The sequence below is a fragment of the Streptomyces sp. NPDC037273 genome, assembly GCF_055603625.1.
In genome coordinates, this window is record NZ_JBVJVO010000004.1 from 89561 (window position 1) to 111695 (window position 22135).

18 protein-coding genes are annotated in these 22135 nt (G+C 72.4%); 10 read left to right on the forward strand and 8 right to left on the reverse strand.

The features are described from left to right. Positions 1-81 precede the first annotated feature (81 nt). From ACZ7G1_RS12605 to ACZ7G1_RS12620, 4 genes are all read right to left on the reverse strand, one after another. Positions 82-975 (reverse strand): SDR family oxidoreductase, encoded by an 894-nt coding sequence (locus ACZ7G1_RS12605; protein WP_470871611.1) that lies wholly within the window; start codon positions 973-975, stop codon positions 82-84. A 33-nt stretch (positions 976-1008) separates the two neighbouring features. Next, complete coding sequence (locus ACZ7G1_RS12610; protein WP_470871609.1) at positions 1009-1638, reverse strand: flavodoxin family protein; 630 nt, start codon at positions 1636-1638, stop codon at positions 1009-1011. Positions 1639-1744: 106 nt separating this feature from the next. Next, entirely contained in the window at positions 1745-2308 is a 564-nt protein-coding gene (locus ACZ7G1_RS12615; protein WP_470871607.1) for a glycosyltransferase family 2 protein, read from the reverse strand. Positions 2309-2590: 282 nt separating this feature from the next. Continuing rightward, on the reverse strand, positions 2591-2938 hold the full coding sequence (locus ACZ7G1_RS12620; RefSeq protein ID WP_470871606.1) for a hypothetical protein: 348 nt from the start codon (positions 2936-2938) through the stop codon (positions 2591-2593). Between the two features lie 646 nt (positions 2939-3584). On the opposite strand from ACZ7G1_RS12620, the gene ACZ7G1_RS12625 reads away from it, so the two are divergent. After that, entirely contained in the window at positions 3585-4031 is a 447-nt protein-coding gene (locus ACZ7G1_RS12625) for an Lrp/AsnC family transcriptional regulator (RefSeq protein WP_470871604.1), read from the forward strand. An 86-nt stretch (positions 4032-4117) separates the two neighbouring features. Here ACZ7G1_RS12625 and ACZ7G1_RS12630 read toward each other — a convergent pair whose 3' ends face one another. Next, on the reverse strand, positions 4118-6838 hold the full coding sequence (locus ACZ7G1_RS12630; protein ID WP_470871602.1) for a helix-turn-helix transcriptional regulator: 2721 nt from the start codon (positions 6836-6838) through the stop codon (positions 4118-4120). 178 nt (positions 6839-7016) lie between these two features. On the opposite strand from ACZ7G1_RS12630, the gene ACZ7G1_RS12635 reads away from it, so the two are divergent. From ACZ7G1_RS12635 to ACZ7G1_RS12650, 4 genes are all read left to right on the forward strand, one after another. Then, positions 7017-9182 carry a M4 family metallopeptidase gene (locus tag ACZ7G1_RS12635; protein ID WP_470871601.1) on the forward strand — a complete coding sequence of 722 codons (2166 nt, stop codon included), beginning with the start codon at positions 7017-7019 and terminating at the stop codon, positions 9180-9182. Between the two features lie 344 nt (positions 9183-9526). Continuing rightward, positions 9527-9958 (forward strand): aspartate 1-decarboxylase, encoded by a 432-nt coding sequence (panD, locus tag ACZ7G1_RS12640; RefSeq protein ID WP_470871599.1) that lies wholly within the window; start codon positions 9527-9529, stop codon positions 9956-9958. A gap of 24 nt (positions 9959-9982) precedes the next feature. Beyond that, on the forward strand, positions 9983-10327 hold the full coding sequence (locus tag ACZ7G1_RS12645) for a GNAT family N-acetyltransferase (protein ID WP_470871598.1): 345 nt from the start codon (positions 9983-9985) through the stop codon (positions 10325-10327). A gap of 389 nt (positions 10328-10716) precedes the next feature. After that, entirely contained in the window at positions 10717-12081 is a 1365-nt protein-coding gene (locus ACZ7G1_RS12650) for a peptidoglycan DD-metalloendopeptidase family protein (RefSeq protein ID WP_470871597.1), read from the forward strand. Here ACZ7G1_RS12650 and ACZ7G1_RS12655 read toward each other — a convergent pair. Then, entirely contained in the window at positions 11962-13014 is a 1053-nt protein-coding gene (locus ACZ7G1_RS12655; RefSeq protein ID WP_470871595.1) for a DMT family transporter, read from the reverse strand. The two genes, ACZ7G1_RS12650 and ACZ7G1_RS12655, sit on opposite strands and share 120 nt — an antisense overlap. 271 nt (positions 13015-13285) lie before the next feature. Between ACZ7G1_RS12655 and ACZ7G1_RS12660 the strand changes: the two genes are divergently transcribed. From ACZ7G1_RS12660 to ACZ7G1_RS12670, 3 genes are all read left to right on the forward strand, one after another. Continuing rightward, complete coding sequence (locus ACZ7G1_RS12660; protein ID WP_470871594.1) at positions 13286-13999, forward strand: (2Fe-2S)-binding protein; 714 nt, start codon at positions 13286-13288, stop codon at positions 13997-13999. 60 nt (positions 14000-14059) lie between these two features. After that, positions 14060-15544, forward strand: coding sequence for an SDR family NAD(P)-dependent oxidoreductase (locus ACZ7G1_RS12665; RefSeq protein ID WP_470871592.1), 1485 nt, complete (start codon positions 14060-14062; stop codon positions 15542-15544). A gap of 298 nt (positions 15545-15842) precedes the next feature. Beyond that, positions 15843-16013, forward strand: a complete 171-nt coding sequence (locus ACZ7G1_RS12670) for a hypothetical protein (protein WP_017240713.1) — start codon at positions 15843-15845, stop codon at positions 16011-16013. Positions 16014-16181: 168 nt separating this feature from the next. Here ACZ7G1_RS12670 and ACZ7G1_RS12675 read toward each other — a convergent pair whose 3' ends face one another. Continuing rightward, complete coding sequence (locus tag ACZ7G1_RS12675) at positions 16182-17606, reverse strand: lipase maturation factor family protein (RefSeq protein ID WP_470871591.1); 1425 nt, start codon at positions 17604-17606, stop codon at positions 16182-16184. 22 nt (positions 17607-17628) lie between these two features. After that, positions 17629-18183 (reverse strand): DUF1990 family protein, encoded by a 555-nt coding sequence (locus ACZ7G1_RS12680; RefSeq protein WP_470871590.1) that lies wholly within the window; start codon positions 18181-18183, stop codon positions 17629-17631. Between the two features lie 328 nt (positions 18184-18511). Between ACZ7G1_RS12680 and ACZ7G1_RS12685 the strand changes: the two genes are divergently transcribed. Together ACZ7G1_RS12685 and ACZ7G1_RS12690 are read left to right on the forward strand one after the other, a co-directional pair. Further along, positions 18512-19855: a DUF6777 domain-containing protein gene (locus tag ACZ7G1_RS12685; RefSeq protein ID WP_470871589.1), complete on the forward strand. Its 1344-nt coding sequence runs from the start codon at positions 18512-18514 to the stop codon at positions 19853-19855. Positions 19856-20057: 202 nt separating this feature from the next. Next, positions 20058-22034 (forward strand): SpoIIE family protein phosphatase, encoded by a 1977-nt coding sequence (locus ACZ7G1_RS12690; RefSeq protein WP_470871989.1) that lies wholly within the window; start codon positions 20058-20060, stop codon positions 22032-22034. The last annotated feature ends 101 nt before the right edge of the window (positions 22035-22135 follow it).

Genomic DNA, 22135 nt, shown 5'->3' on the forward strand with positions numbered 1-22135 from the left:
CGGACCCTGCGTGTACCCCGTCTCCGTGACCGCACGCACGGGCGACGGCCGGTTCGCGGACGGCCGGCGTCCTTCCCGAGTTCACGGCAGGGGGGTTCCACCGGTTGCGTTGATGATCTCGCCGGTGATGTAAGTGGCCTGGTCGGAGGCGAGAAAGACGTACGCGGGTGCCATTTCGGCCGGCTGTGCGGGTCGGCCCAACGGCGATTGCTCGCCGAACTTCGTGGGGTCGGGCATGGTGGCCGGGATCAGCGGGGTCCATACGGGTCCTGGTGCCACGGCGTTGGCACGGATACCGCGCTCGGCGAGCATCTGGGCGAGGCTGTGGGTGAACGAGATGATCGCGGACTTGGTCATGGCGTAGTCGAGGAGATGAGGGCTGGGCTGGTAGCCCTGTACGGAGGCCGTGTTGATGACACAGGAGCCGCGGGGCATATGGGCCAGCGCGGCTTTGGTGATCCAGAACATTCCGTACAGGTTGGTCTTCATCACGCGGTCGAATTGCGCGGTGGTGATCGCCGCGATTCCGTCCGGCTGCGCCATCTGGTAAGCGGCGTTGTTGACGAGCAGGTCGATGCCGCCCAGCGCGTCCACCGCCTGGTCGACAAGGGCGGTGCACTTGTTTTCGTGCCGGATGTCGCATACGACGCCCACGGCGGTGCGGCCGGCCTGCGTGACCAGGCGGACGGTCTCCTCGGCCTCTTCGCCTTCCTCGGGCAGATGGGTGAAGACGACGTCGGCTCCTTCCCGTGCGAAGGCCAGGCACACGGCCCGGCCGATTCCGGAGTCCCCTCCGGTGACCAGGGCCTTGCGGTCGCGCAGCAGTCCGTTACCCCGGTAAGTGTCCTCCCCGTGATCGGGGCGGGGGTCCATCGCCTCGGTGGAACCGGGATGCTTCTGGTCCTGCTCGGGGAACGGCGGACGGGGATGCAGCCCTACCGGATCGATGAGGTGAGGCTGCTGAGGGGACGGCATGACGGTCTCCTTTCGACGAGCCGGGGAGGAGGATCAGGCGGTCGGCGGGTACGGGGCCGCTTTGAGGCGGCGCGCGAGATGCGCCGTGTTCGCCGCCAGGGTCCTGGTCGTGGCGGCGGACTTCTCGGGGGTTTCGTCGAGGTCCTGGTAGTCGGTGCGCTGCATGGCCTCGCCGACCCAGTAGGTGACGGCGTTCGGGGCGAGGGAGAAGCCGACGTCGTTCAGCCCCTGGAAGAGCTCGGCGCCGACGTGGTGCGCGCCGTCCTCGTTGCCCACGACGCAGACGGCCGCGGCCTTGCCGTAGGTGAGCATCCGACCCCCCTCGTCACTCTCGCCGAGCTCGGCATCGAGGCGCTCGAGGACGCGCTGGGCGACGCTGGACGGGTGGCCGAGCCAGATGGGCGTGGACAGGATCAGGATGTCGCAGCCCAGGATGGTGTCCCGGATCTCCGGCCAGGCATCGCCGTCGCCCATGTCCACCTCGACACCGGGTTTCACGTCATGATCGGCGATCCGGATCACCTTGCCGGTGACTCCGTGGTCGGACAGGGCCGCCATGGTCTGCTCGGCCAGCAACTGGGAGCTGGACCGCTTCGGCGACGGAGACAGCGTGCAGACGAGTGCGACGGCACGCAAAGGAGTGGTTTCGGTCGTTTTGTTCACACCGTCCGCCTACCCCGATGATCGCGATGCATCCCGCCCGTTTTGGCGACGCCCGCCGAACGAAGGCAGGCCGCCCCTCACGCGGGCGCGTACCCGGACACCGGCGTCAACCGGCTGGAGGCTGTCCGTGCGGGTGGGCTTGCCGTTCCCCGGCGCCCGTGGCCTGCCAGGCGCCGGTCGCGGTGTCGAACCGCACGAGGCCCATGCGGGAGAACGCGTGCAGCCACCCCTCCATCGGCCAGTGTCCCCAACGGCGCCGGAACAGGGCTCCGTTGCGGAGGATGTCGTGGGGGTGGCGCGCCGGTGGGTCCTCCACGGGGTGGTACTGGTGGTAGGCGGGGGCTCCGCCGAGCCAGCACAGGTCCACCCCCGCGAGGTGCGCGAGGCGCCCGAGGTCCGGGTCCTCGCCCCCGTAGCCGGTGTACCCCTCGCAGAACCCGCCGACGCGCCGCCAGGTGGCCGCGGTCAGTGCGAACGACAGGGACCAGAACAGGTCCGGGTCGCCGCCGCTCAGGAGCACGTCCGAGGGCGGAGCGGGGCGGCCCGGATGCGGACCGGCCAGCAAGGGCAGATCGGCGAGGCGGTAGCCGTCCGAGGGCGGCGGTGGGAGGTAGGCGACCGTCCCGGACAGGAGACCTCCGTCGAACGCCGCCTCGGCGTAACGTGCCACGCTGCGCGGACCCGGCACACAGTCGACGTCGAGGTCGCCGCGCGAGCGGCCCGCATCACGAAGTCCGGGTGCGACGCCCGCGCAGCCGTGAGCTGCCGCTCCTCCACGACGTGGGGATGGGGCAGGACGTGCGCGGTGCGCCCCCAGCGGGCCGCGATCTCGGCCGCCGCGCCGGAGTGAGGGTGATCAGGCAGTCGGCGGCGGGGACCAGCACGTCGAGGGCGGCGTCATGGATGCTGCGGTCGGGCTGGTGAGGGTTGCGCAGGTCGTGAACGGTCTGGATCAACGGCTTGTCCTGCCACCGCAGTTGGTGACGAGCTCCGCCAACTGCTGCGGGCTCTGCGCGTCGAATCCGAAGTGCAGGTGGTAGACGTCGAAACTGTCGGCGTGTTCGCGCACCCAGCCCGGATCCAGCATCGCCGGTGGCCACCAGCGCTGCGACGTGCTCGGAGCGCCGTTGGGACGAGGGTCGGGGAGGAGCACCACCCCGTCGGCCCCGTCCGCCGCGTGCACGTGCCGTACGTAGACGTGCCCGGCGGGCACGGATGCGACCCTGATCTCACTGGGCGGGCAGAAGCGCGGGAGCCGCGTACGCGATCCCGCCGCGCCGGACGCCTGGTCGGCAGCCATGCTGGGCGCCTAGTCCTCGCCCCGGATGATGTTCCATTCCGGCGCGGCCGGCGGCGCGTCACCGTCCGCGTCCTCGGACCGTGTCCGGCCCACGATGGCGGGGCGACATGTCCGGACGCCTTCTCCGGGGGCTACGTCGGTCCTGGCCGGCCCGGTACTCGCCTGGGCTTCCATGGCTGGTCATCCCTACCTGCATGCGAATCTACGCCTATGTGCGCTTCGTGACGGATGGCGGCTACCCGGAAGACCACTGGGCATACCCGCTACCGGTGCCGTCGACGACGGACACGCGGACACCGCACACCGCGCCGGCGCCGAGCCTTGACCGGGCAGTACGTGCTGTCCACCGTCCTGCACGCCCACTGGTGGTAACCGGCGCCGGCCCCAGGATGTGGGGCCGGCCGCGGGGTGCCGGGGATGCCCGCGCACCTGTCACCTGGTCGGAGACCGCGCCGTAGGGGTGGGCCGGTGCGGGCCTCCTGCCGGGGATCACCCGGACACCATGACGATGGCAGGACGGAGGTCACCGGGCGACAGGCCCGGCATCATCACGCACATGTCGAGCGTGATTCACTCGATCCATAAGAAGCGATGGAGCTTTCAGCGCGTGACTCATGCGTGGCGCGCATGATTCGGGGAGCCGGCCGTGGATTCGATCGACCGCCACATACTGAACATCCTCCGCAAGGACGGGCGAGCGCCCGTGTCGGAGATCGCACGTGCCGTGGGACTCTCGGCGGCTCCGTGCGCCCGCCGTATAGAGCGCATGGAGAGGGCGGGTGTGATCCGCGGCTACACCGCGGTCATCGAGGACAGCCGGGCGGGGATGCTTCAGGCGTTCATCGAGATCCGCCTGCTCGGCGCGACCGACAGCGACGAGATCCAGGGCATCTCCGAGAGCATCCCGGAGATCGAGGAGAGCCACAGCATCGCCGGCACCTCCGACGCCCTGCTCAAGCTACGCGTCCGGGACGTGACCCATCTTCAGCAGGTGATCAACGCCGTACGCCGGACCGGCAAGGTGGAGGGCACCAAGACCTTCATCATCATGAACACCTGGACTCGCGGGACCGAGCAAGCCGGCACCCCGTAACGCCGAAACGGCATCACGCCGGAGGCTCGGAAGGCAGCCGCCTGCCGACGGCAGGCTTTGGCGGCTCCTGGAGCCGTCCGGGCGGGTCACTCCCGTACTGGCGGGACGGTGTGCGCGAGTTGGAAGCGTGAGTGCAGGCCGAGTTTCCGGTAGACGCGGGTGAGGGTCGCTTCGACCGTCTTGACGCTGACGGTGAGGGTCGTGGCGATGTCGCGGTTGCTCGCTCCGGCGGCGGCGAGTTCGGCGCAGCGCTGTTCGGCGGAGGTGAGGCGGGGGCGAGCGCTGTCGCCCGTGGGGGCGGCTTCCAGTCGGCCGAGGGTCTCCGCGGCGGTTTCGGCCCAGGGGTACGCCTGGTGGGCGGCGAAGAGGTCGGCGGCGCCCTGCGCGGCGGTGCGGGCGCTGGCCCGCCGGCGTCCGCGTCGTTCGGTGTGGCTGAGCGCCAGCAGGGTCCTGCCGCGTTCGAGGGGGAGGTGGCGGAGACGGTCGGCCGCTTCGGTGAGGCGCCGGGCCGCGGTGTCGTAGTCGCCACGGGCAGCGTCCAGAAGCGCCTGGGCACGTTCGAGCGGAGGGAGGACCGTGTCCCGGCCGAGGTCGGTCGCGGTGCGGCGGGTGTCGTCCAGCAGGCTCTGCGCCCGGTCGAGGTGGCCGAGGGCGACGAGGGTCTCGGCGAGTTCGGGATGCCAGCGCAGGACGGAGGGGTCACGGACCTGCTGGAGTTCCTCCAGGTCCCGCACCTCCTCCAGGGCCTCCAGGGCTTCCTTGAGGCGGCCGGTCGCCAGGAGGAGGTGGCCGAAGGCGAAGAGGTTGCGGGAGAGGAAGACCTTGTTGTCCTCCTGCCGGGCCGTGTCGACTCCGCGGCGCGCGTGGACGAGGGCGAGGTCGGTGCGCCGGGCGGCGCCCTCGACGAGGGCGGAGGTGTAGCACGCCGGTGCGGGTGACAGGGAGGTCTTGTCGGTCAGCGCCTGGGCGCGGTGGGCGTGGTCGAGCGCCCTGGCGCACCGTCCGGCGCGGAGTTCGGCCTCGGAGAGGCTGCGCAGGATGTCCACGGTCGCCTCGGCGTCTCCCGTCCGCTCGGCTTCGACGAGCAGGGGAAGCAGCACGGTGATGGCCTCCTCGGGGCGGTCGTCGAAGAGGGCGTGCCGGGCGGCGAGGTGCTGGGGGGTGCCGTTGACAGGGATGGAGGCGGTGCGCGGCAGGGACAGGGCACGGCTGAGCGTGGCCTCGGCGTCGGGGTGGCCGAGGACCCGTTGCAAGCGGGCCTGCATCGTGAGGGCCATGACGGTGGTGGTGTCGTCGGCGGTCTCGGCGAGGGCGGTGGCCCGGCCGGCCAGGGCGCATGCCCGGTGGGGGTCGCCCTCATTGACGTTGGCCCAGAGCGACTGGCGGATGAGGATCTGCGCGGTGAGGTCGGAACGTCCGGCCGCCGCGTGGAGTGCGTCGGCGAACAGCTCGTCCGCGCACCGCAGGTGCCGGCCGCTCGCGTCGATCAGGGCGACGAGGGCGTCGACGCGCTGGGCCGGGGTGGTGTCGTGGCCCACGATGAGGCGGGCGGCTGCCCGGCCGCGGGGGAGGTCGCCGTAGTGGGCGGCGTCGCGTGCGGCGGTCAGGGCCCGTTCGGTGAGCAGGTCGCTGTCCTCGTGCGGGGTGCGCTGGGCGGCGAGGAGGGAGAGCTCTGCCGCCAGCGCGTGGTCGCCGCGCTGCCGGGCGCGTACGGCGGCGCGGGCGGCTCGGAGGGCCGACTGCGGGTCGGCGGCGTCGGCCGCCAGCACCGTGTGCCGGTCGCGACGGACGCCGTCACGGCTGGCCTCGGCCAGGAGCGTGTGCAGGCGCCTGCGCGCGTGGCCCGGCAGCCGGGCCACGAGTTCGGTGCCGATCGCGGAGGCGGTGAACCGCAACGTTCCGCCGGGCGGTCCCAGTTCGACGAGTCCGGCCGCCTCGGCCCCGGCCAGGAGGCTTTCGGCTGCCGGGCCGCCGAGACGACTCAGCAGGTCGAGGTCGGGCCGCTCGTCGAGTGCGGCGAACGTCAGCAGTTCCTGTACCGGGGCCGGTACCTCGTCCAGCCACTCGCCCACCAGTCGGCGGGCCGTCGGCGGCAGGGCCGACTCGCTTCCACCGTCCCAGTCCGGGAGCGGGTGCGACCCGTCGGCCAGCGCCAGGGCCAGGGCCGGGTTCCCGCCACTGTGGGTGTGGATGCGCGTGACCTCGCGGGGGGCGAGCCGGTACGGGGACAGCAGAGCCGCGACCTGGGTCGCCGTCAGGGGCGGGATGCGCACCGCGTACGTGCCCTCCCCGCACCAGTGGCCCGCGCCCCCCGGGCGCCAGGTGCGCTCGGCCGCGATGACGGGAAGGTCGGGGGTCAGGCGCAGCGCCCAGCCCAGGACGGCCGCACTGGCCGGGTCCAGCCACTGGGCGTTGTCCACCACCAGCGTCATGGGCGGTGCCTCCCGCAGCAGGGCGGCCGTCTGCCGGCGCAACCGAAGGGCCGAACCGGCATCGCCCGGGGAGCCCGGCTGCTCGGCGGCCTCGTCGAGTCCCGCCGTCAGCTCCCGTGCGGCGGGCAGTGCTTCGAGGGCCAGCGCGAGTTCGAGCAGCCCGGCACAGGAAACCCGGGCGTCCTGCGGACGCGGGGCCAGCCGCAGGACGGGGAGGCCCAGCCGTCGCCCCAGGGTCCCGGCCGCGGTGGTCTTGCCGCTTCCGGGCGGCCCGAACAGGACCACCCGGCGGGTGCCGTGCACGTCTTCCGGCACCACCGGCAGCACGGGACCGCGCTCGGGGGACGCGTTCATCCACATCTCGGAGTCTGGCATCGGGCCATGGTGCGCCCGCCGGGCCTCCCCGTCCAGGTCAAGGGATTGCCCCGATGTCGGCCGGGCCCCGCGTCCCTAGCCTCATGGCCACAGCCGAGCCAACCGCTGCCGAACGCCCCCCGCACCCCAGATGACGTTCTGCGGCACATCCCCGACAAGGCCCGGCGGAAGGATTGCGATGAACCGCAAGAACGCCCTGGCAGCCGGTGTCGCGGCAGCCCTCGCCCTGGGCTCCGTGACCGTGGTGGCCACCCAGTCCACCGCGGCTCCCCGGCCCACCGCGACCGCCGGCAACTCCGCCGCCCAACCCGGCGCCGGCTTCCAGGCGATGACGGCCGACGCGCGCGGCGAGGCGATACGCACGGCCACCCGGAACGCGGCCGCCACCGCCCGCGCCCTCGGACTGGGCCCCGACGAGCGCCTGGTGGCCAAGGACGTGCTGATCGACGCCGACGGCACCCGGCACGTGCGCTACGACCGCACCTACAGAGGCCTGTCCGTCATCGGCGGCGACCTGGTGGTGCACCTCGCCGAGGACGGCACGATCACCGGCTCGGACCTGGCGCACCAGGGCGCGATCCGGGTCGCCGGCACCACCCCGAAGCTGACGGCGGCCGACGCCTCGGCCAAGGCCGTGAAGCACGCCAAGCACGTGAAGCACGCCAAGGCAGGAAGCAAGGACAGCACCCTGATGGTGTACGCGGTCGGCAAGATCCCCGTCCTCGCCTACCGTTCGACCATCACGGGCGCGGGCGAGACCGGCCCCACCTCGCGGGAGGCGGTGATCGTCGACGCGACCAGCGGCGCGGCGCTGGACCAGTACGAGCTGCACCAGAGCATCACGGGCACCGGCAACGGCGTCACCGTCGGCCAGGTCTCCCTCGAGACCACCCAGACCGGCAGCGGCTACACCCTCACCGACGCCGCGCACGGCGGCACGATCGTCTACGACTCGTACAACAGCCCGCAGTCCAGCCCAAGGCAGAACGCCCGGGCCTTCTCCAAGACCACCAACTCCTGGGGCAACGGCACCAGCTCCAGCCGCGAGAGCGCCGCCGTGGACGCCTCCTACGGCCTGGCGAAGACCTGGGACTACTACAAGAACTCCTTCAACCGCTCCGGCATCCGCAACGACGGCCGCGGCGCCCCCGCCTACGTGCACGTCGACACCGGGCTGCTCAACGCCTTCTACGACGACAACTGCTTCTGCATGTACTTCGGCGACGGCTCCTCGCAGAACAGCAACACCCCGGTGACCGCGCTCGACGTGGCCGGGCACGAGATGAGCCACGGCGTCACCGCCGCCACCGCCAACCTCAACTACTCCGGCGAGTCCGGCGGCCTGAACGAGGCCACCAGCGACATCTTCGGCACCATGGTCGAGTTCTCCGCCGACAACACCGGCGACCCGGGCGACTACTACATCGGCGAGAAGCTCAACATGTCGGGCGGTTACATGCGCCGGATGGACAGCCCGGTCGCCGACGGCAGATCCCTGTCCTGCTGGAACTCCAGCGCCGGCTCGGTGGACGTGCACCTCTCCTCCGGCATCGGCAACCACTTCTTCTACCTGGCCGCCGAGGGCACCGGCGCGAAGACCATCGGCGGACGCTCGCACACCGGCACCACCTGCAACAACGACACCTTCGCGGGCATCGGCAAGGACAAGGCCGCCGCGGTCTGGTACCGGGCGCTGTCCACCTACATGACCTCCACCACCAACTACGCCGGCGCCCGCACCGCCACCCTGCAGGCCGCCGCCGACCTGTACGGCACCAACTCCCAGGAGCGCTACCTCGTCTCCAAGGCCTGGGCCGCCGTCAGCGTCGGCACCGCCCTGCCCGACCCCGGCACCCCCACTCCCTCGCCGTCCACCCCCACCCCCTCGCCGACCACGCCCCCCAGCGGGAACGCCCTGGCCAACGGCAGCTTCGAACAGGGCACCGGCGGCTGGACCCAGAGCGACAGCATCATCACCAACTCGTCCCTGCAGGCCGCGCGTGACGGGTCCTGGTACGCCTGGATGATGGGCTACGGCGCCGACGCCGTCGAGTCCCTGTCCCAGTCGAACATCGCGGTGCCCTCCACCGGCGCCCCGAAGCTCACCTTCTGGCTGAAGGTCTCCACCCAGGAGTCCGGCTCCGCGGCCTACGACACCCTCAAGGTCAACGTCAACGGCACCACACTGGCCACCTACTCCAACGCCCACGCGAGCTCCGGATACGTCCAGAGGACCGTCGACCTGTCCGCCTACAAGGGGCAGACGGTGAAGCTGGAGTTCGCCGGCACCGAAGACACCTACCTGTCGACCGTCTTCCTGCTCGACGGCATCACCATCGCCTGACCGCACCCGCTGACCACCCGTGCTCCCGCGGCCGTCGTCCCTCCTCGGGTGCTCCGGACGCGGGAGCCACCGCATGCGCTCCGCCCTCCCAGCGCAGGGCTCCGGGGTCGACAGCGTCCGGCCGAAGGCCGAGACCGCGCCGCTGTTCGACGACGAATGTGCGACGGCGCCGCCGCCCCTTGGGAGTGACGGCGATCACGGGGGCGTTCGACGGTTCGCTGCGTAGCCTTGGGGGGAGTCGCGGCGGCGGGACAGCTGCCCGGACCTGCGGCTCGTCGTAGAGTGTGGAAACAGCCCTTGACCTGCAAAAAGCAGGCAGGGAGCCTATGTCCAGGAGTACCTCAGTGATACGCACGATGTTCAAGTCGAAGATCCACCGGGCGACCGTGACCCAGGCGGACCTGCACTACGTCGGTTCCGTGACGGTCGACGCGGAGTTGATGGAGGCGGCGGATCTGCTGCCGGGGGAGTTGGTGCACATTGTCGACATCGACAATGGGGCGCGGCTCGAGACGTATGTGATCGAGGGGGAGCGGGGCTCCGGGGTCATCGGGATCAACGGGGCGGCGGCGCATCTGGTGCATCCGGGGGATCTGGTGATCCTGATCAGTTACGCGCAGGTGGACGACGCGGAGGCGCGGACGTTCGTGCCGCGTGTGGTGCACGTCGACGCGGGGAACCGCATGGTGGAGCTGGGGGCCGATGCGTCGGCGCCGGTGCCGGGGAGTGACACGGTGCGGGCGCCGCACGCGGTGCCCGGAGTCGTACCCGCGTAGGACAGAGATCAGGGAGAGCGCCTCATGGCGGAGCTGAGGATTCGCGACGACCGGGCGAACGGGCGGCTTGAGGCGTTCGAGGAGGAGACCTTCGTCGGCGTCATCGTGTACTTCGTGCTCGATGACGCACCCCATGCGCTGGTGGCGGTCCACACGATCGTGGAGGACGGGCACGAGGGGAAGGGGATCGCGGGGGCGCTCGTGCGGGAGTTCTACACGATCGCGGCCGGTGAGGGCGTGCCGGTCGTGCCGCTCTGCCCGTACGCCGCCAAGTGGGCGCTGAAGCATCCGGACGAGGCGCCCGTACCGCCGGCCGAGGTGGTCCGCGCGGCGAAGCTCCAGCTGAAGGCCACCCCTGGACTGTGGTGACCCGAAGGAGGGGGTCCGGCGGGCGCGGCTGCGTTCGCCGGGCCACTCTGGGAGGGGGGAACGTCGACCGAGAGGTCTGTGATGACGCACCCGTATCCCGACCCGCTGCCGCCCTCGCCGATCCCGCCGCCGGTGCCCACGCCGCCGCCGGTGCCGGTGCCGCCACCGAACCCGGTGCCGGTGCCGCCGGACCCCGCGCCAGGGCCGGCGCCGCAGCCCGGAGGACCCGTACCGGAGCCGGAGCCTCAGCCGCAGCCGGGTCCGGCGGGTCGGTGAACCAGGTTCCAACCGGTAGGTGACACAAGGGGCTTGAGGTTGCGCCCAGGCCTTGTCACGGAGCGTGCGCACCCCCTAACTTGGACGGCTGCTGCTGTGTTCAAGGGGGGCCCATGGCCGTACGCGGACGTCACCGCCGCAACCAGCCGAGCCGGATCAACCGAGCCTCGCTCACCGTCACCGCGGGAGGCGCCGGCATGGCGCTGCCGCTGATGGGCGCGGGCGCCGCGCAGGCCGCCTCGCTCGACGTGTGGGAGAAGGTCGCGTCCTGCGAGTCCTCCTCCAGCTGGCACATCAACACCGGAAACGGCTACTTCGGCGGCCTCCAGTTCAGCCAGTCCACCTGGGAGCGGTACGGCGGCACGCACTACGCGCCCCGCGCCGACCTGGCTTCCAAGGACCAGCAGATCGCCATCGCCGAACGCGTCCTCAAGGGCCAGGGCCCCGGCGCCTGGCCCTCCTGCGGTCCCCGCGCGGGCCTCACCCGGGGCGGCGCGGCACCCGACACCACCCCCGCGCACACCAAGCCCTCCCGCGCGGGCAACGCACCCCAGGCCACCTCCCTGCCCGGCCAGCGCGCCTTACCCGAGCAGCCCACCAGGAGCCCCGCTCCCACCGACGTCCCGACTGTCCGCGAGATGTACACCGTCACCCCCGGTGACTCGCTCTCGGTGATCGCCCGCGACCAGCACGTACGAGGCGGCTGGCAGGGCCTCTACGAGGCCAACCTGCGGGTCGTCGGCGACGACCCCGACCTCATCCACCCCGGCCAGCGACTCACCCTCCGCATCGCCGCACCGAGGAAGGCCGAGGAGGCGAAGCCCCGTCCGTCGGCGAAGCCCGCCGCCCCCGGGAAGGCCCCCGCCAAGACCCCTGCCAAGCCGACCACCCCGCGCCCCGCACCCACGGCATCGACGAAGCCGGCCCCCAAGCCGGTGTCGAAGCCCGCGGCCGTCAAGCCGGCCCCGAAGCCCGCGGTCAAGCCCGTCTCCAAGCCCCCGGCGGCCAAGCCCACGCCGAAGCCGGCCGCCAAGCCCGTCCCCAAGCCCCGCCCCGCGGCCGACAACGACGACGGCGGCTACTCGGCTCCCGTTTCCGCGGGCATCGGGACCCGTTACGGCAAGCCCGGCAGCTCCTGGTCGAGCGGCTATCACACGGGCGTGGACTTTCCGGTGCCGACGGGGACGTCGGTGAAGGCGGTGGCCGGTGGGAGGGTCGTGTCGGCGGGGTGGGCGGGGGCGTACGGGTATCAGATCGTGCTGCGGCACGACGACGGCCGGTACAGCCAGTACGCGCACCTGTCGGCGCTGAGTGTGAGGGAGGGGCAGCGGGTGAGCGCCGGGCAGCGGATCGCGCGGTCAGGGTCGACCGGCAACAGCACGGGACCGCATCTCCACTTCGAGGTGCGGACGGGTCCCGGGTACGGGTCCGACATCGACCCGCTGGCCTATCTCAGGGCCCGGGGCGTCAGCATCTGACCGGTGGGTGACGGGGTCGTGGCGGACGCCGGCGGCGCCGGGAGCTTCGGGCGCCGTGCGGCCCGGTACGGGGGCGGCGGCGGGGGACACCGCGGATGACTCCGGGGTCACGGTCATGCGGTCCAGCATGAGCTGGACGAGTCCGGCCGCGGCCACCGCGCCGCAGGCCAGCGCGGCGGCGGTGCCGGCCGTGCCGTAGCGGAAGCTCTCGCCGAACAGGGTGAGGCCGACGGCGGCGGCGACGACCGGGTTGACCACGGTGACGGTGGCCAGCGGGGCGGCGAGTCCTGCGCCCCGGTACGAGGCCTGGGAGAGGAGCAGGCCGGTCACGGCGAGGGCGGAGAGGGTGAGCAGGGCGGTCCACTCCGCGAGCGGCGCGTCGGGGGTCCACTCCTCGGCGACGGCCTTGGTGAAGACCGACGCGATGCCGAACGCGACGCCCGCCGCAGCGGCCAGGGCGATGCTGCGCAGCACCGACCGGCCCACCAGGCGCGCCACCGCGAAGAGGACGGCCACCCCGCCGAAGGTCGCGGCCGCGAGCAGCCAGCGTTCGTCGTCGGCCAGGGAACGCGCCTCGGCGCCGCTGGTCAGGCTCAGGAGTCCGGCGAGGCCCACGGTGGCCAGGAGGGCACCGCGCCAGGCCCGGCGCCCCGCCCGGCGGCCGACGAACAGGGCGGCGAGGGGCAGCGCGAAGACGATCGTGAGCGCGCCGAGCGGCTGGACCAGGCTCAGCGGCCCGTACGCGAGGGCGGCGACGTGCAGCGCGGCGCCGACGCCGTTGAGCAGGACGGAACCCCACCAGGCGGGGCTGCGCAGCGGCGCGTAACGCGGGCCCGCGGCGGAGGCCGCGACCCGCTCCTGCACGATCGCCGCGGACGCGTAGGCGACCGCCGAGACCAGGGCCAGGACGACGGACAGCATGAGAGGACTCATACCTTCCACGATCTCTCTTCCCGGCCGTTCGCGTCGTCGTACCAGGGGACGTCTTCGCCCGTACGACCGGCGCAGTACGCGGGCTCCGCGTACACCTCGGGATGTACACCTCCGCAGGTCGGACCGGGTGGAAAGGGGTCATTCCGATCGTCTGGCGGGGTACGTGACCGATCTTGGAACCGGTGTGCGAATCAGTCCCGGCTACGGTGGTCGGCGGTCCCGCGGCAAGGCGCCGGGCAGGGCGCGGGGCGCGACACAGCGGAGGCGGAACGTGGATCTCGTCGAGAGCAGATCGGTGGGCGGCTTCTTCGCGCTGCGGACCACCGCGCCGGAGGGCGGCGGGGCGCACCGCCCGCTCGCGCGGCTGTACGCGGGGGAGGACGGCCCGCTCACCGCGCGCGTGGACCGGGTCGCCGCCCGGCTCGGCGCCCCCGAGCGGCGGGTCGCGGCCTCGATCGCGCACCTCGGGCTCGCCGCCCGCCTCTGGTCGACGGCGCTCGGGCCCGCCGCGCTGTACGGGCGGTTCCCGGACCTGGACCCCGGCGAGCTGCACTGGGACGGGGGGCTCACCTCGCCCGACGACCTCTGGTGGTCCGGCTCCGCGACCCGGCCCGCCACCGTGGACGAGCTGGTGGCGGTGGTCGTCGAGGCGCACCTCGTCCCGCTGCACGCGGCGCTGCGGCGGGACGGCGGGATCTCCGTACGGCTCCTGTGGGGGAACGCGGGGTCGGCGCTGGCGGGGGCGTTGCGGGAGCTGGGCCGGTGGGCGGCCGTCCAGGGGCGGCCTGAGGTGGCCGAGCGGGCCGCCGGGCTTGTGTCGGGGCTGCTCGGGCATCCCGAGCTCGCGGGCACGGTGCGGGGACCCCGACTGCGCCGGGCCAGCTGCTGTCTGTACTACCGCTGCCACGGAGGCGGTCTGTGCGGCGACTGTGTCTTCGACCACGCTCCCCGTACGGGTTTGGAGGCGCGGCCCCCCGCTCCGTAAAGTTGCTTCTTTGAAAGCCCGCGAACGGCGACGAACGAGCGAACGAGGAACCCGAAGGCCATGACGGTGACCGAAGAAAACCAGGACTACGGGCCGGGTCTCGACCCCGAACGCCTGGCCGTCTGCCTGAGCGTCCTCGACGAGCTCGACAAGCTGGACGTCGACCACCCGGACGCCATCCTCGTCCGGCGCGCCACCGCCGGGATCTACCGGACCGTGAAGCAGCGCCGCCGCCAGGAGCGCCGGGCGGCGAAGACCGCCAACGACAAGGCGGTCACCGAGGCCACCGCGACCGGCTCCGCGCAGCGCATCGACGACGAGACCGAGGGCATCCTGCCCAGCTCCGTCACGGAGGAGGGGCGGATCGCGGGGATACTCCAGCGCCCCCGGTCCTGCTACGTCTGCAAGACGCGGTTCGTCGAGGTCGACTACTTCTACCACCAGCTCTGCCAGGACTGCGCCGCCGAGAACCGGGCCAAGCGGGACGCCCGCGCCGACCTCACCGGCAAGCGCGCGCTGCTCACCGGCGGCCGGGCGAAGATCGGCATGTACATCGCGCTGCGGCTGCTGCGCGACGGCGCCCACACCACGATCACGACCCGCTTCCCCAAGGACGCCATCCGCCGCTTCAAGGCGATGGAGGACTCCGCGGACTGGCTCCACCGCCTGGAGATCGTCGGCATCGACCTGCGCGACCCGGCCCAGGTCGTGGCCCTCGCCGACCAGATGACCGAGGCCGGCCCGCTCGACATCCTCATCAACAACGCGACGCAGACCGTGCGCCGGCTGCCCTCCGCGTACGCCGCCCTGGTCGACGGCGAGAGCGCGGCGCTGCCGGCCGGTGAGCTGCCCGCCCACCACGTCATCGGCGCCTTCAACTCCGGCGCGGTCGGCGAGCTCGTCAGCGGCTCGTCGCTGCCCGCCGGCGTGAGCGGCCTCGACGCGCAGCAGGTCGCCGACCTCGCGATGGTCGCCGGCAACGCGACCATCGCCAAGCACCACGACGGCACCGCCATCGACGCGGGCGGCCTGGTGCCGGACGTCGTCGAGAGCAACACCTGGGTGCAGAGCATCGAGCAGATCTCCCCGGTGGAGCTCCTCGAGACCCAGCTGTGCAACTACACGGCGCCGTTCATCCTCATCAGCAAGCTGCGCCCGGTGATGGCCGAGGCCGCGGGGAAGGCCGCGAGCGGCCGTTCCTACGTCGTGAACGTCTCCGCGATGGAGGGCGTCTTCAGCCGCGGCTACAAGGGCGCCGGCCACCCGAACACCAACGCCGCCAAGGCCGCCATGAACATGGTGACGCGGACCAGCGGCGAGGAGATGTTCAAGACCGACGGCATCCTCATGACCTCCGTCGACACCGGCTGGATCACCGACGAGCGCCCGCACTTCGACAAGCTGCGGCTCGCCGAGGAGGGCTTCCACGCCCCCCTCGACCTCGTCGACGGCGCCGCCCGCGTCTACGACCCTGTCGTCCGCGGCGAGGCCGGCGAGGACCTGTACGGCTGCTTCCTGAAGGACTACGCCCCCGCCAAGTGGTAGTCCGGGCCCGCACGGGTTCCGCCGTACGAGTCAGTCCCTGGAATGAGCGTTCTACCGAGAGGTAGGGCGCTCATTCGACTTGTGTCACCCGATCGCGTCACACTTTGGAGCCCGGTAGAGCGCGGATCCGCTCATTTGGTTACTCTGATGTCCACGGTCGGCCACCGAGGAGACACACCATCCTCACGGCCGGCCCGGGGACTGGCCTGCCACCAAGGCCGCGGTCCCGCCCGACGAACGGCGCCACCGCGACCGACCGGCACTTGTCCTACAGGTACGCGACACAAAGGAGTGCGCGGTGACACCCGAACTGACGAAGCAGGATCCGCGACCGGCCGAACCCGTCGACCGGCCCCGCCGCAAGGGCGAGCTGGGAAGCCTGGAAGTGTGGGCCCGCTCGGCCCCCATCCGGCTCGCGGGCTACGAGGACGACCTCGCCGAGCCCCACATCCTGCCCGGCATCGACTGAGCCGGTGCCCTGACGTAAGGCCCGATACACGCTGATCCACCCCTGTGCCCCCGCTCGCCGGAACCCGTGTTCCGGCGGCCGGGGGCACAGGCTTTGCGCGACGCGCACGGACGCGCGGGCCGCGATGGACTCGCGGTACGCGCGGTACGCGATGGACGCTTTCTCGCGTCAGTGTTCGTCGGCCGATTCCCGCAGCCGGATCGGCGGCAGGTACTCGCGCAGCAGCGTCCGGTGCCACCACGCCCCGGTCGTGCGCAGCTCGTGCCAGGTCGTGTACCGGTAGCGGTAGAGCCGGGCGCGGACGTGAGTGGGCGGCGCGTCGGGGAAGGGGTTGTGGGCGAGCAGCCGGAGCGTGTCCCGGTCGCCGTCGAGCAGCCGCTCGACGAAGGGGCCGAACCACTCGCGCGCGTACCCCGGGGAAAGGGCCGCGAACCACATCAGCCAGTCGAGCCGCAGGTGGTACGGGGCGAACTGGCGGGGCAGCCGGCGGGGGTCGCCGGGCTTGCCCTTGAAGCCGTACTCCCGCCAGACCGTGCCCGGGTGCGGAGCCGGGTCGTCGGTGCCCTCGATGACGATCTCGTCCCGGACGCGGCCGACGGTGCCGAACGCGCCGTAGGTGTTGACCAGGTGGTACGGGTCGTACGAGCGGTTCATCGCCTGGTGCCGGGAGAGCAGGTTCCGGACCGGGCGGTAGCTGCGTACCAGGACGAAGGCGGTCAGGAGGGCGACGAGCACCACATACCAGAGCGGCGGGTCGGGCTGGGGGTGGGCGCCGGTGAGCGGCGAGGCGTCCACGACGGAGAGCGCGAGGACGATGGTGATCCAGTTCAGCCAGGCGAAGTTGCCGGACAGCACCAGCCACAGCTGGGTCGCGATCATCAGGCAGGCGGCGACCGTGGCGACCGGCTGCGGGGTGAAGAGCAGGAACGGTACGAAGAGCTGGACGAAGTGGTTCGCGGCGACCTCCACCCGGTGCAGCGGGCGGGGCAGGTGGTGGAAGAACCAGCTCAGCGGTCCCGGCATCGGCTGGGTCTCGTGATGGTGGTAGAGACACGTCAGGTTCCGCCAGCAGGCGTCCCCGCGGATCTTGATGAGCCCGGCTCCGAACTCGACCCGGAACAGCAGCCAGCGCAGCAGGAAGAGCACGAGCACGGGTGGGCCCGTGTCGTCGTTGCCGAGGAAGACGGCGAGGATCCCCGTCTCCAGGAGCAGCGACTCCCAGCCGAACGAGTACCAGGTCTGCCCCACGTTCACGATCGACAGGTACAGCGCCCACAGCGCGAACCAGAGCAGCATCGACACGGCCAGCGGCACCGCGTCGCCGGCGCCGGCCGCCATCGCCACGGCGAGCGCCGCACCGAACCAGGCGGCCGTGGCGAACAGCCGGTCGGAGTAGCGCCAGTGGAAGAGGGACGGAGTGTGCCGCGGGCTGGTCCGGCGTACGTACTCCGGCACCGGGAGCATGCCGCGCTCGCCGATCAGCGCCCGGAACTGGAGGGCTGCCGAAAGGAACGCCACGCAGTACAGCCCGGCGAGGCCCCGCTGGAAGACGATCCGGCTCAGCCACTGGTCGGGTGCCGTGAACCACTCCATCGCTTCCAGTATCGGCCCGGGATCAGCTCCTGACGAGGCGCCGCAGGGTCCTGCCCAGGCGGCGCGCGTACGCGAGCTGGAGCCGTCGGATCAGGGGGCCGCCCAGCCGGGTGTACCAGGCGGCCGGCCGGCTGAACGCGGTCACCGTGAACCGGACCGCCCCGCCCGGCTCCAGCGACACGACGAACGACTCCTCGCCGCACTCCGGATGCCCGGCGAGCGTGCCGTACGCGAAGCCCGCGCGGTTCTCCTCGTACGCCGTCCATATCACCGAGCACGGCGCGGCCAGCCGCACCGGGCCGACGCCCACCGACACTTCGAGCCAGACCCCCGGCTCGGCGCGCCGCGCGTCGCTCCTGACGATCGCCCCGGAGCTCCTGTGCATCCGCCACGTCGTCACCGCCGCCCCGGCCTTCTCGAACGCGGCACGGCCACTGCCCACGACCACGCTGTGCCGCAGGTGGTGGTACCCGCCGGGCAGGGCGTCCGGAGCACGGGTCGCCCCGACCTCCCGGTAGGTGAGGCTCGGACGGGGCTGCGCGGGCGGCCGGGACAGGCTGCTCAGGAGGCGGGTCATGCCGGTGTCTCCGTTCGGCAGGGGAGCGCGAGGACCGCACTTGAACGTGTTCAAGTGGCGAGTTGAGAGTAGGACTTTTCTTGAACGTGTTCAAGTGGATTGCGGGTGGTGGGTCGGTCGTGGGCAAGTGGAGGACGGGTGGGGGCGGATCGGTGGGATGGCCGGTGGGGGTGGTCGGGCGGTCGTCCCGCCGACCGGGTGTCGGCGGACCCGGTCGGCCGCCCTCCGCTTGCGGGGGCTCGCGCACTGCGACAGACATGGAGGACTGGCAGGAACCGGGCCGCCGGGCCCCGGGGAGAGAAAGCGGGAGAACAAGGTGCGCACCCCCTTGCGCCGGACACGGCGCACCCCCGCCGTCCGCCGGACGCCACCACCCGTCGCCGCCTCCGCCGGAACCGGCCGCCGGACACCCCCGCACGTCCCGGCTGTCCCCGCCGCCGCGGCCGCCGCGCTCGCCTCGGCGCTGCTGCTCGCGGGCTGTTCGGCCGGGGGCGAGGACGCCGGGGAAGGCGGTGAGCAGGCCGCGGCGGCGGTCTCGCGGGAGATCGTGCTCCAGCCGGTCGGCGCGCAGGGGCCCGACCCCTTCACCCCCTCCACCGCCCGGATCACGCAGGCGCTGTCCGCGCCGGACCGCGAGCCGGGTGACGGCAGTGGGCGGATGCGGGAGATCGCCGGGTCGACGCCCGGGCTGTACGGCGGCACGCGCGCGGAGGCGAGCTGCGACGTCGAGCAGCAGGCGCGGTACCTCGCGGCCGACCAGGGCAAGGCGCGGGCGTTCGCCGAGGCCGCCGGCATCCCCGAGAGCAACGTCGGGGACTGGCTGCGCGGACTGACCCCGGTCGTCCTGCGCGCCGACGCCCGGGTCACGAACCACGGCTACCGGGAGGGCAGGGCCACCGCCTTCCAGTCCGTCCTGCAGACCGGTACGGCGGTCCTCGTCGACCAGTACGGTTCCCCGCGCGTCCGCTGCGCCTGCGGCAACCCGCTGCGTACGCCGGTCGCGGTCCAGGAGGGCGTCCACCAGGGCGACCCGTGGGACGGCTTCGACCCCGACAGGGTCATCGTGGTGCGGCCCACCACCTCCGTGGTCACCAGCCTCGTCATCGTCAACGCGGCCGACAGCAGCTGGATCGAGCGGCTGACCGGCAGCGACGGGGCGGAGGACCGCAAGCCGGCCGTCGCGCCCGCGTGCGACCCGGACGCCTGCGCCCTGGCCGGGGAGGCCGTCCCGGACACGGTCACCCCCGATCCGACCGCCCCCGACAGCGGCACCTCGCGCGACCCGGCGCCCGTGCCGCCGCGCCCCGTCCCGTCCAGCCCGCCCAGCACGGCCCCGGACCCCTCCGGGACCGGCGGCACGGGCACCGGCGAGCCGCCCGCGCCGCCCTCGGAGCCGTACGACGACCCCTACGCGAACCCGAACCCGAACCCGGACTCGAATCCGAACCCGAACCCGGACTCGAACCCGGATCCGTACACCGACCCCTACACCGATCCCTATGACGTCCCGGGGACCGAGCAGCCCTACCCCGACCCCCGGACGGAGCCCTACCCCGACTCGCCGGACGCGCCGCCCGTCGAACCGCCCACCGTGCCGGACGGGGAACTGCCGCCGGACGAGCTCTTCCCGGCGGGGGCGGTGCCGGACCAGCCGGAGACCTTCGAAGGGTGAAACCGATCTTCATGGTGCGCGGGGGCGGAGCTGCGCCTAGCGTGGCCCCATGAACGCGGGCAGAGGGGGCGGGGAGGCGGTCGAGCGGCTCCGCCATACGCCGGATGAGCCGGTGGGAGGGGCGGTCGAGCGGCTTCGCCGTGCGCCGGAGGAGTCGGCCGGAGGGGCCCGGATCCTGTACGACTACGGGGCCGCCTTCCGGATGGGCGGCTTCGACTGGGACCTGCTCGCCGGCACGATGATCATGGACGACGCCGCGCTCGACGTCTTCGACATGGACCGCGAGGAGTACGACGACCGGCCCGAGACCCTCGGGTCGCGGGTGCTGCCCGACGAGGGCCGCCGGCTCGACACGATGGTGGCGCAGGCCCTCAAGGAGGGCAGCGACCAGTACGGCGCGTACTTCAGGATCCGTCGCCGTGACGGCAGTCATCAGTGGACCCACACCCAGGGGCTCGTGCACCGCGACGACACGGGCCGGCCCGTGCGGATCGTCGGCGTGCTGCGCGACGCCACCCACGAGCTGACCGAGTCCGCCGCGCGGCTCGGTCTGGACGAGGGGCGCAGGCAGCGCGCCGGGGTCGTCGAGGGCACGACGGCGGCCCTGGCCTACGCCCGGACCGTGCAGGACGTCATCGACCTGCTCAACGACTCGCACGCGCTCGAGCACTTCGGCGCCGCGAGCCTCGTCATGGGCCTGCTGGAGGCCGGCCGTATCCACCTGGTCGCCGAGGGGCCCGACGGAGCCTTCGTACCGGGCACGCGGTTCACCCGGGTGGACGAGCCGTACCCGATGAGCGAGGTCATCCGCACCCTGCGGCCGCGCTTCATCGACTCGGCCCGCGACTTCGCCGAGTCCTACCCGGTGCTCTGGCCGCACATCAGCGGCCTCGGCATCACCGCCGCCGCCTATCTGCCGCTCATCGCCCAGGCCCGGCCCATCGGTGCCCTCGGGCTGCTCTACAGCGACAAGACCGGTTTCAGCGAGGACGAGCGGACGCTGCTCGTCGCCCTCGGCAGCAGCATCGCCCAGAGCCTGCAGCGGGCCATGCTGTACGAGCAGGAGCACGACCTCGCCGAGGGGCTCCAGCAGGCGATGCTGCCGCGCCGCATCCCCGAGGTGCCCGGCGCCCAGACCGCCGTCCGCTACCGCTCGGCCCGGCTCGGCCGGGACATCGGCGGCGACTGGTACGACATCATCCCGCTGCCGGGCGGCCGCGTCGGCGCCGTCATCGGCGACGTCCAGGGCCACGACACCCACGCGGCCGCCGTCATGGGCCAACTGCGGATCGTGCTGCGCGCGTACGCCGCCGAGGGGCACCCCCCGGCCACGGTGATGGCCCGCGCCTCCGTCTTCCTGCACGAACTGGACACCGAACGCTTCGCCACCTGTACGTACGCCGAGGTCGACCTCGCCACCGGCGTCGTCCAGGTGGTGCGGGCCGGCCATGTCGACCCGCTGGTCCGTGGCGTCGACGGCGGCTGCCGCCGCATTCCGGTCGAGGGCGGTCTGCCGCTCGGACTCTCGGCGGAGTTCGGCCGCCTCGACTACCCGGTGACGACCCTGGAACTGGACCCGGGCCAGACCCTGATGCTCTACACCGACGGCCTGGTCGAGAAGCCCGGAGCCGACCTCGACGAGGGCTTCCAGTGGCTCACCTCCCTGGTCAAGCGCGGCCCCGCGGACCTCAAGGAGCTGGCCGACCACCTCTGCGACGTCGTCGCCGACCGCGGCGGCGAGGACGACGTGGCGATCCTGCTCCTCCGCCGCGACGGCGGCTTCACCGTGCCGGCCGGGCGTTTCCGCCAGCACGTGGCCCAGAGCGACCCGGAGGCGCTCAGCTCGGCCCGCCACATGGTCAGGGCCGCCGTCCGCGCCTGGGGCGCCGAGGAACGGGCCGACGAGATCGAGCTGGTCGCCGACGAGCTGATGACCAACGCGCTGATGCACACCGACGGCGGGGCCATTGTGACCCTGCGGATCCTGGCCGGGCCCGTACGGCGGCTGCGGGTCGAGGTGGAGGATCGTTCCAGCGCCCTGCCCCGGCGCCGTGAGGCGGGGGAGGCGGGGGTGTCCGGGCGCGGACTGCTCCTGGTCGACCGGATCTCCGACGTGTGGGGGGTGGAGTCGCGGGGCGGCGGCAAGTGCGTCTGGTGCGAGTTCGGTCTGGAGCGCTGAGGCCCGGGCCGGCGCGCTGAGTTCACCTTGGATCACTGCGGTTGTTAACTTAGCGTGAACTGATCGTACTTGACCGTAACTGTCGGTACGCGATTGACTGC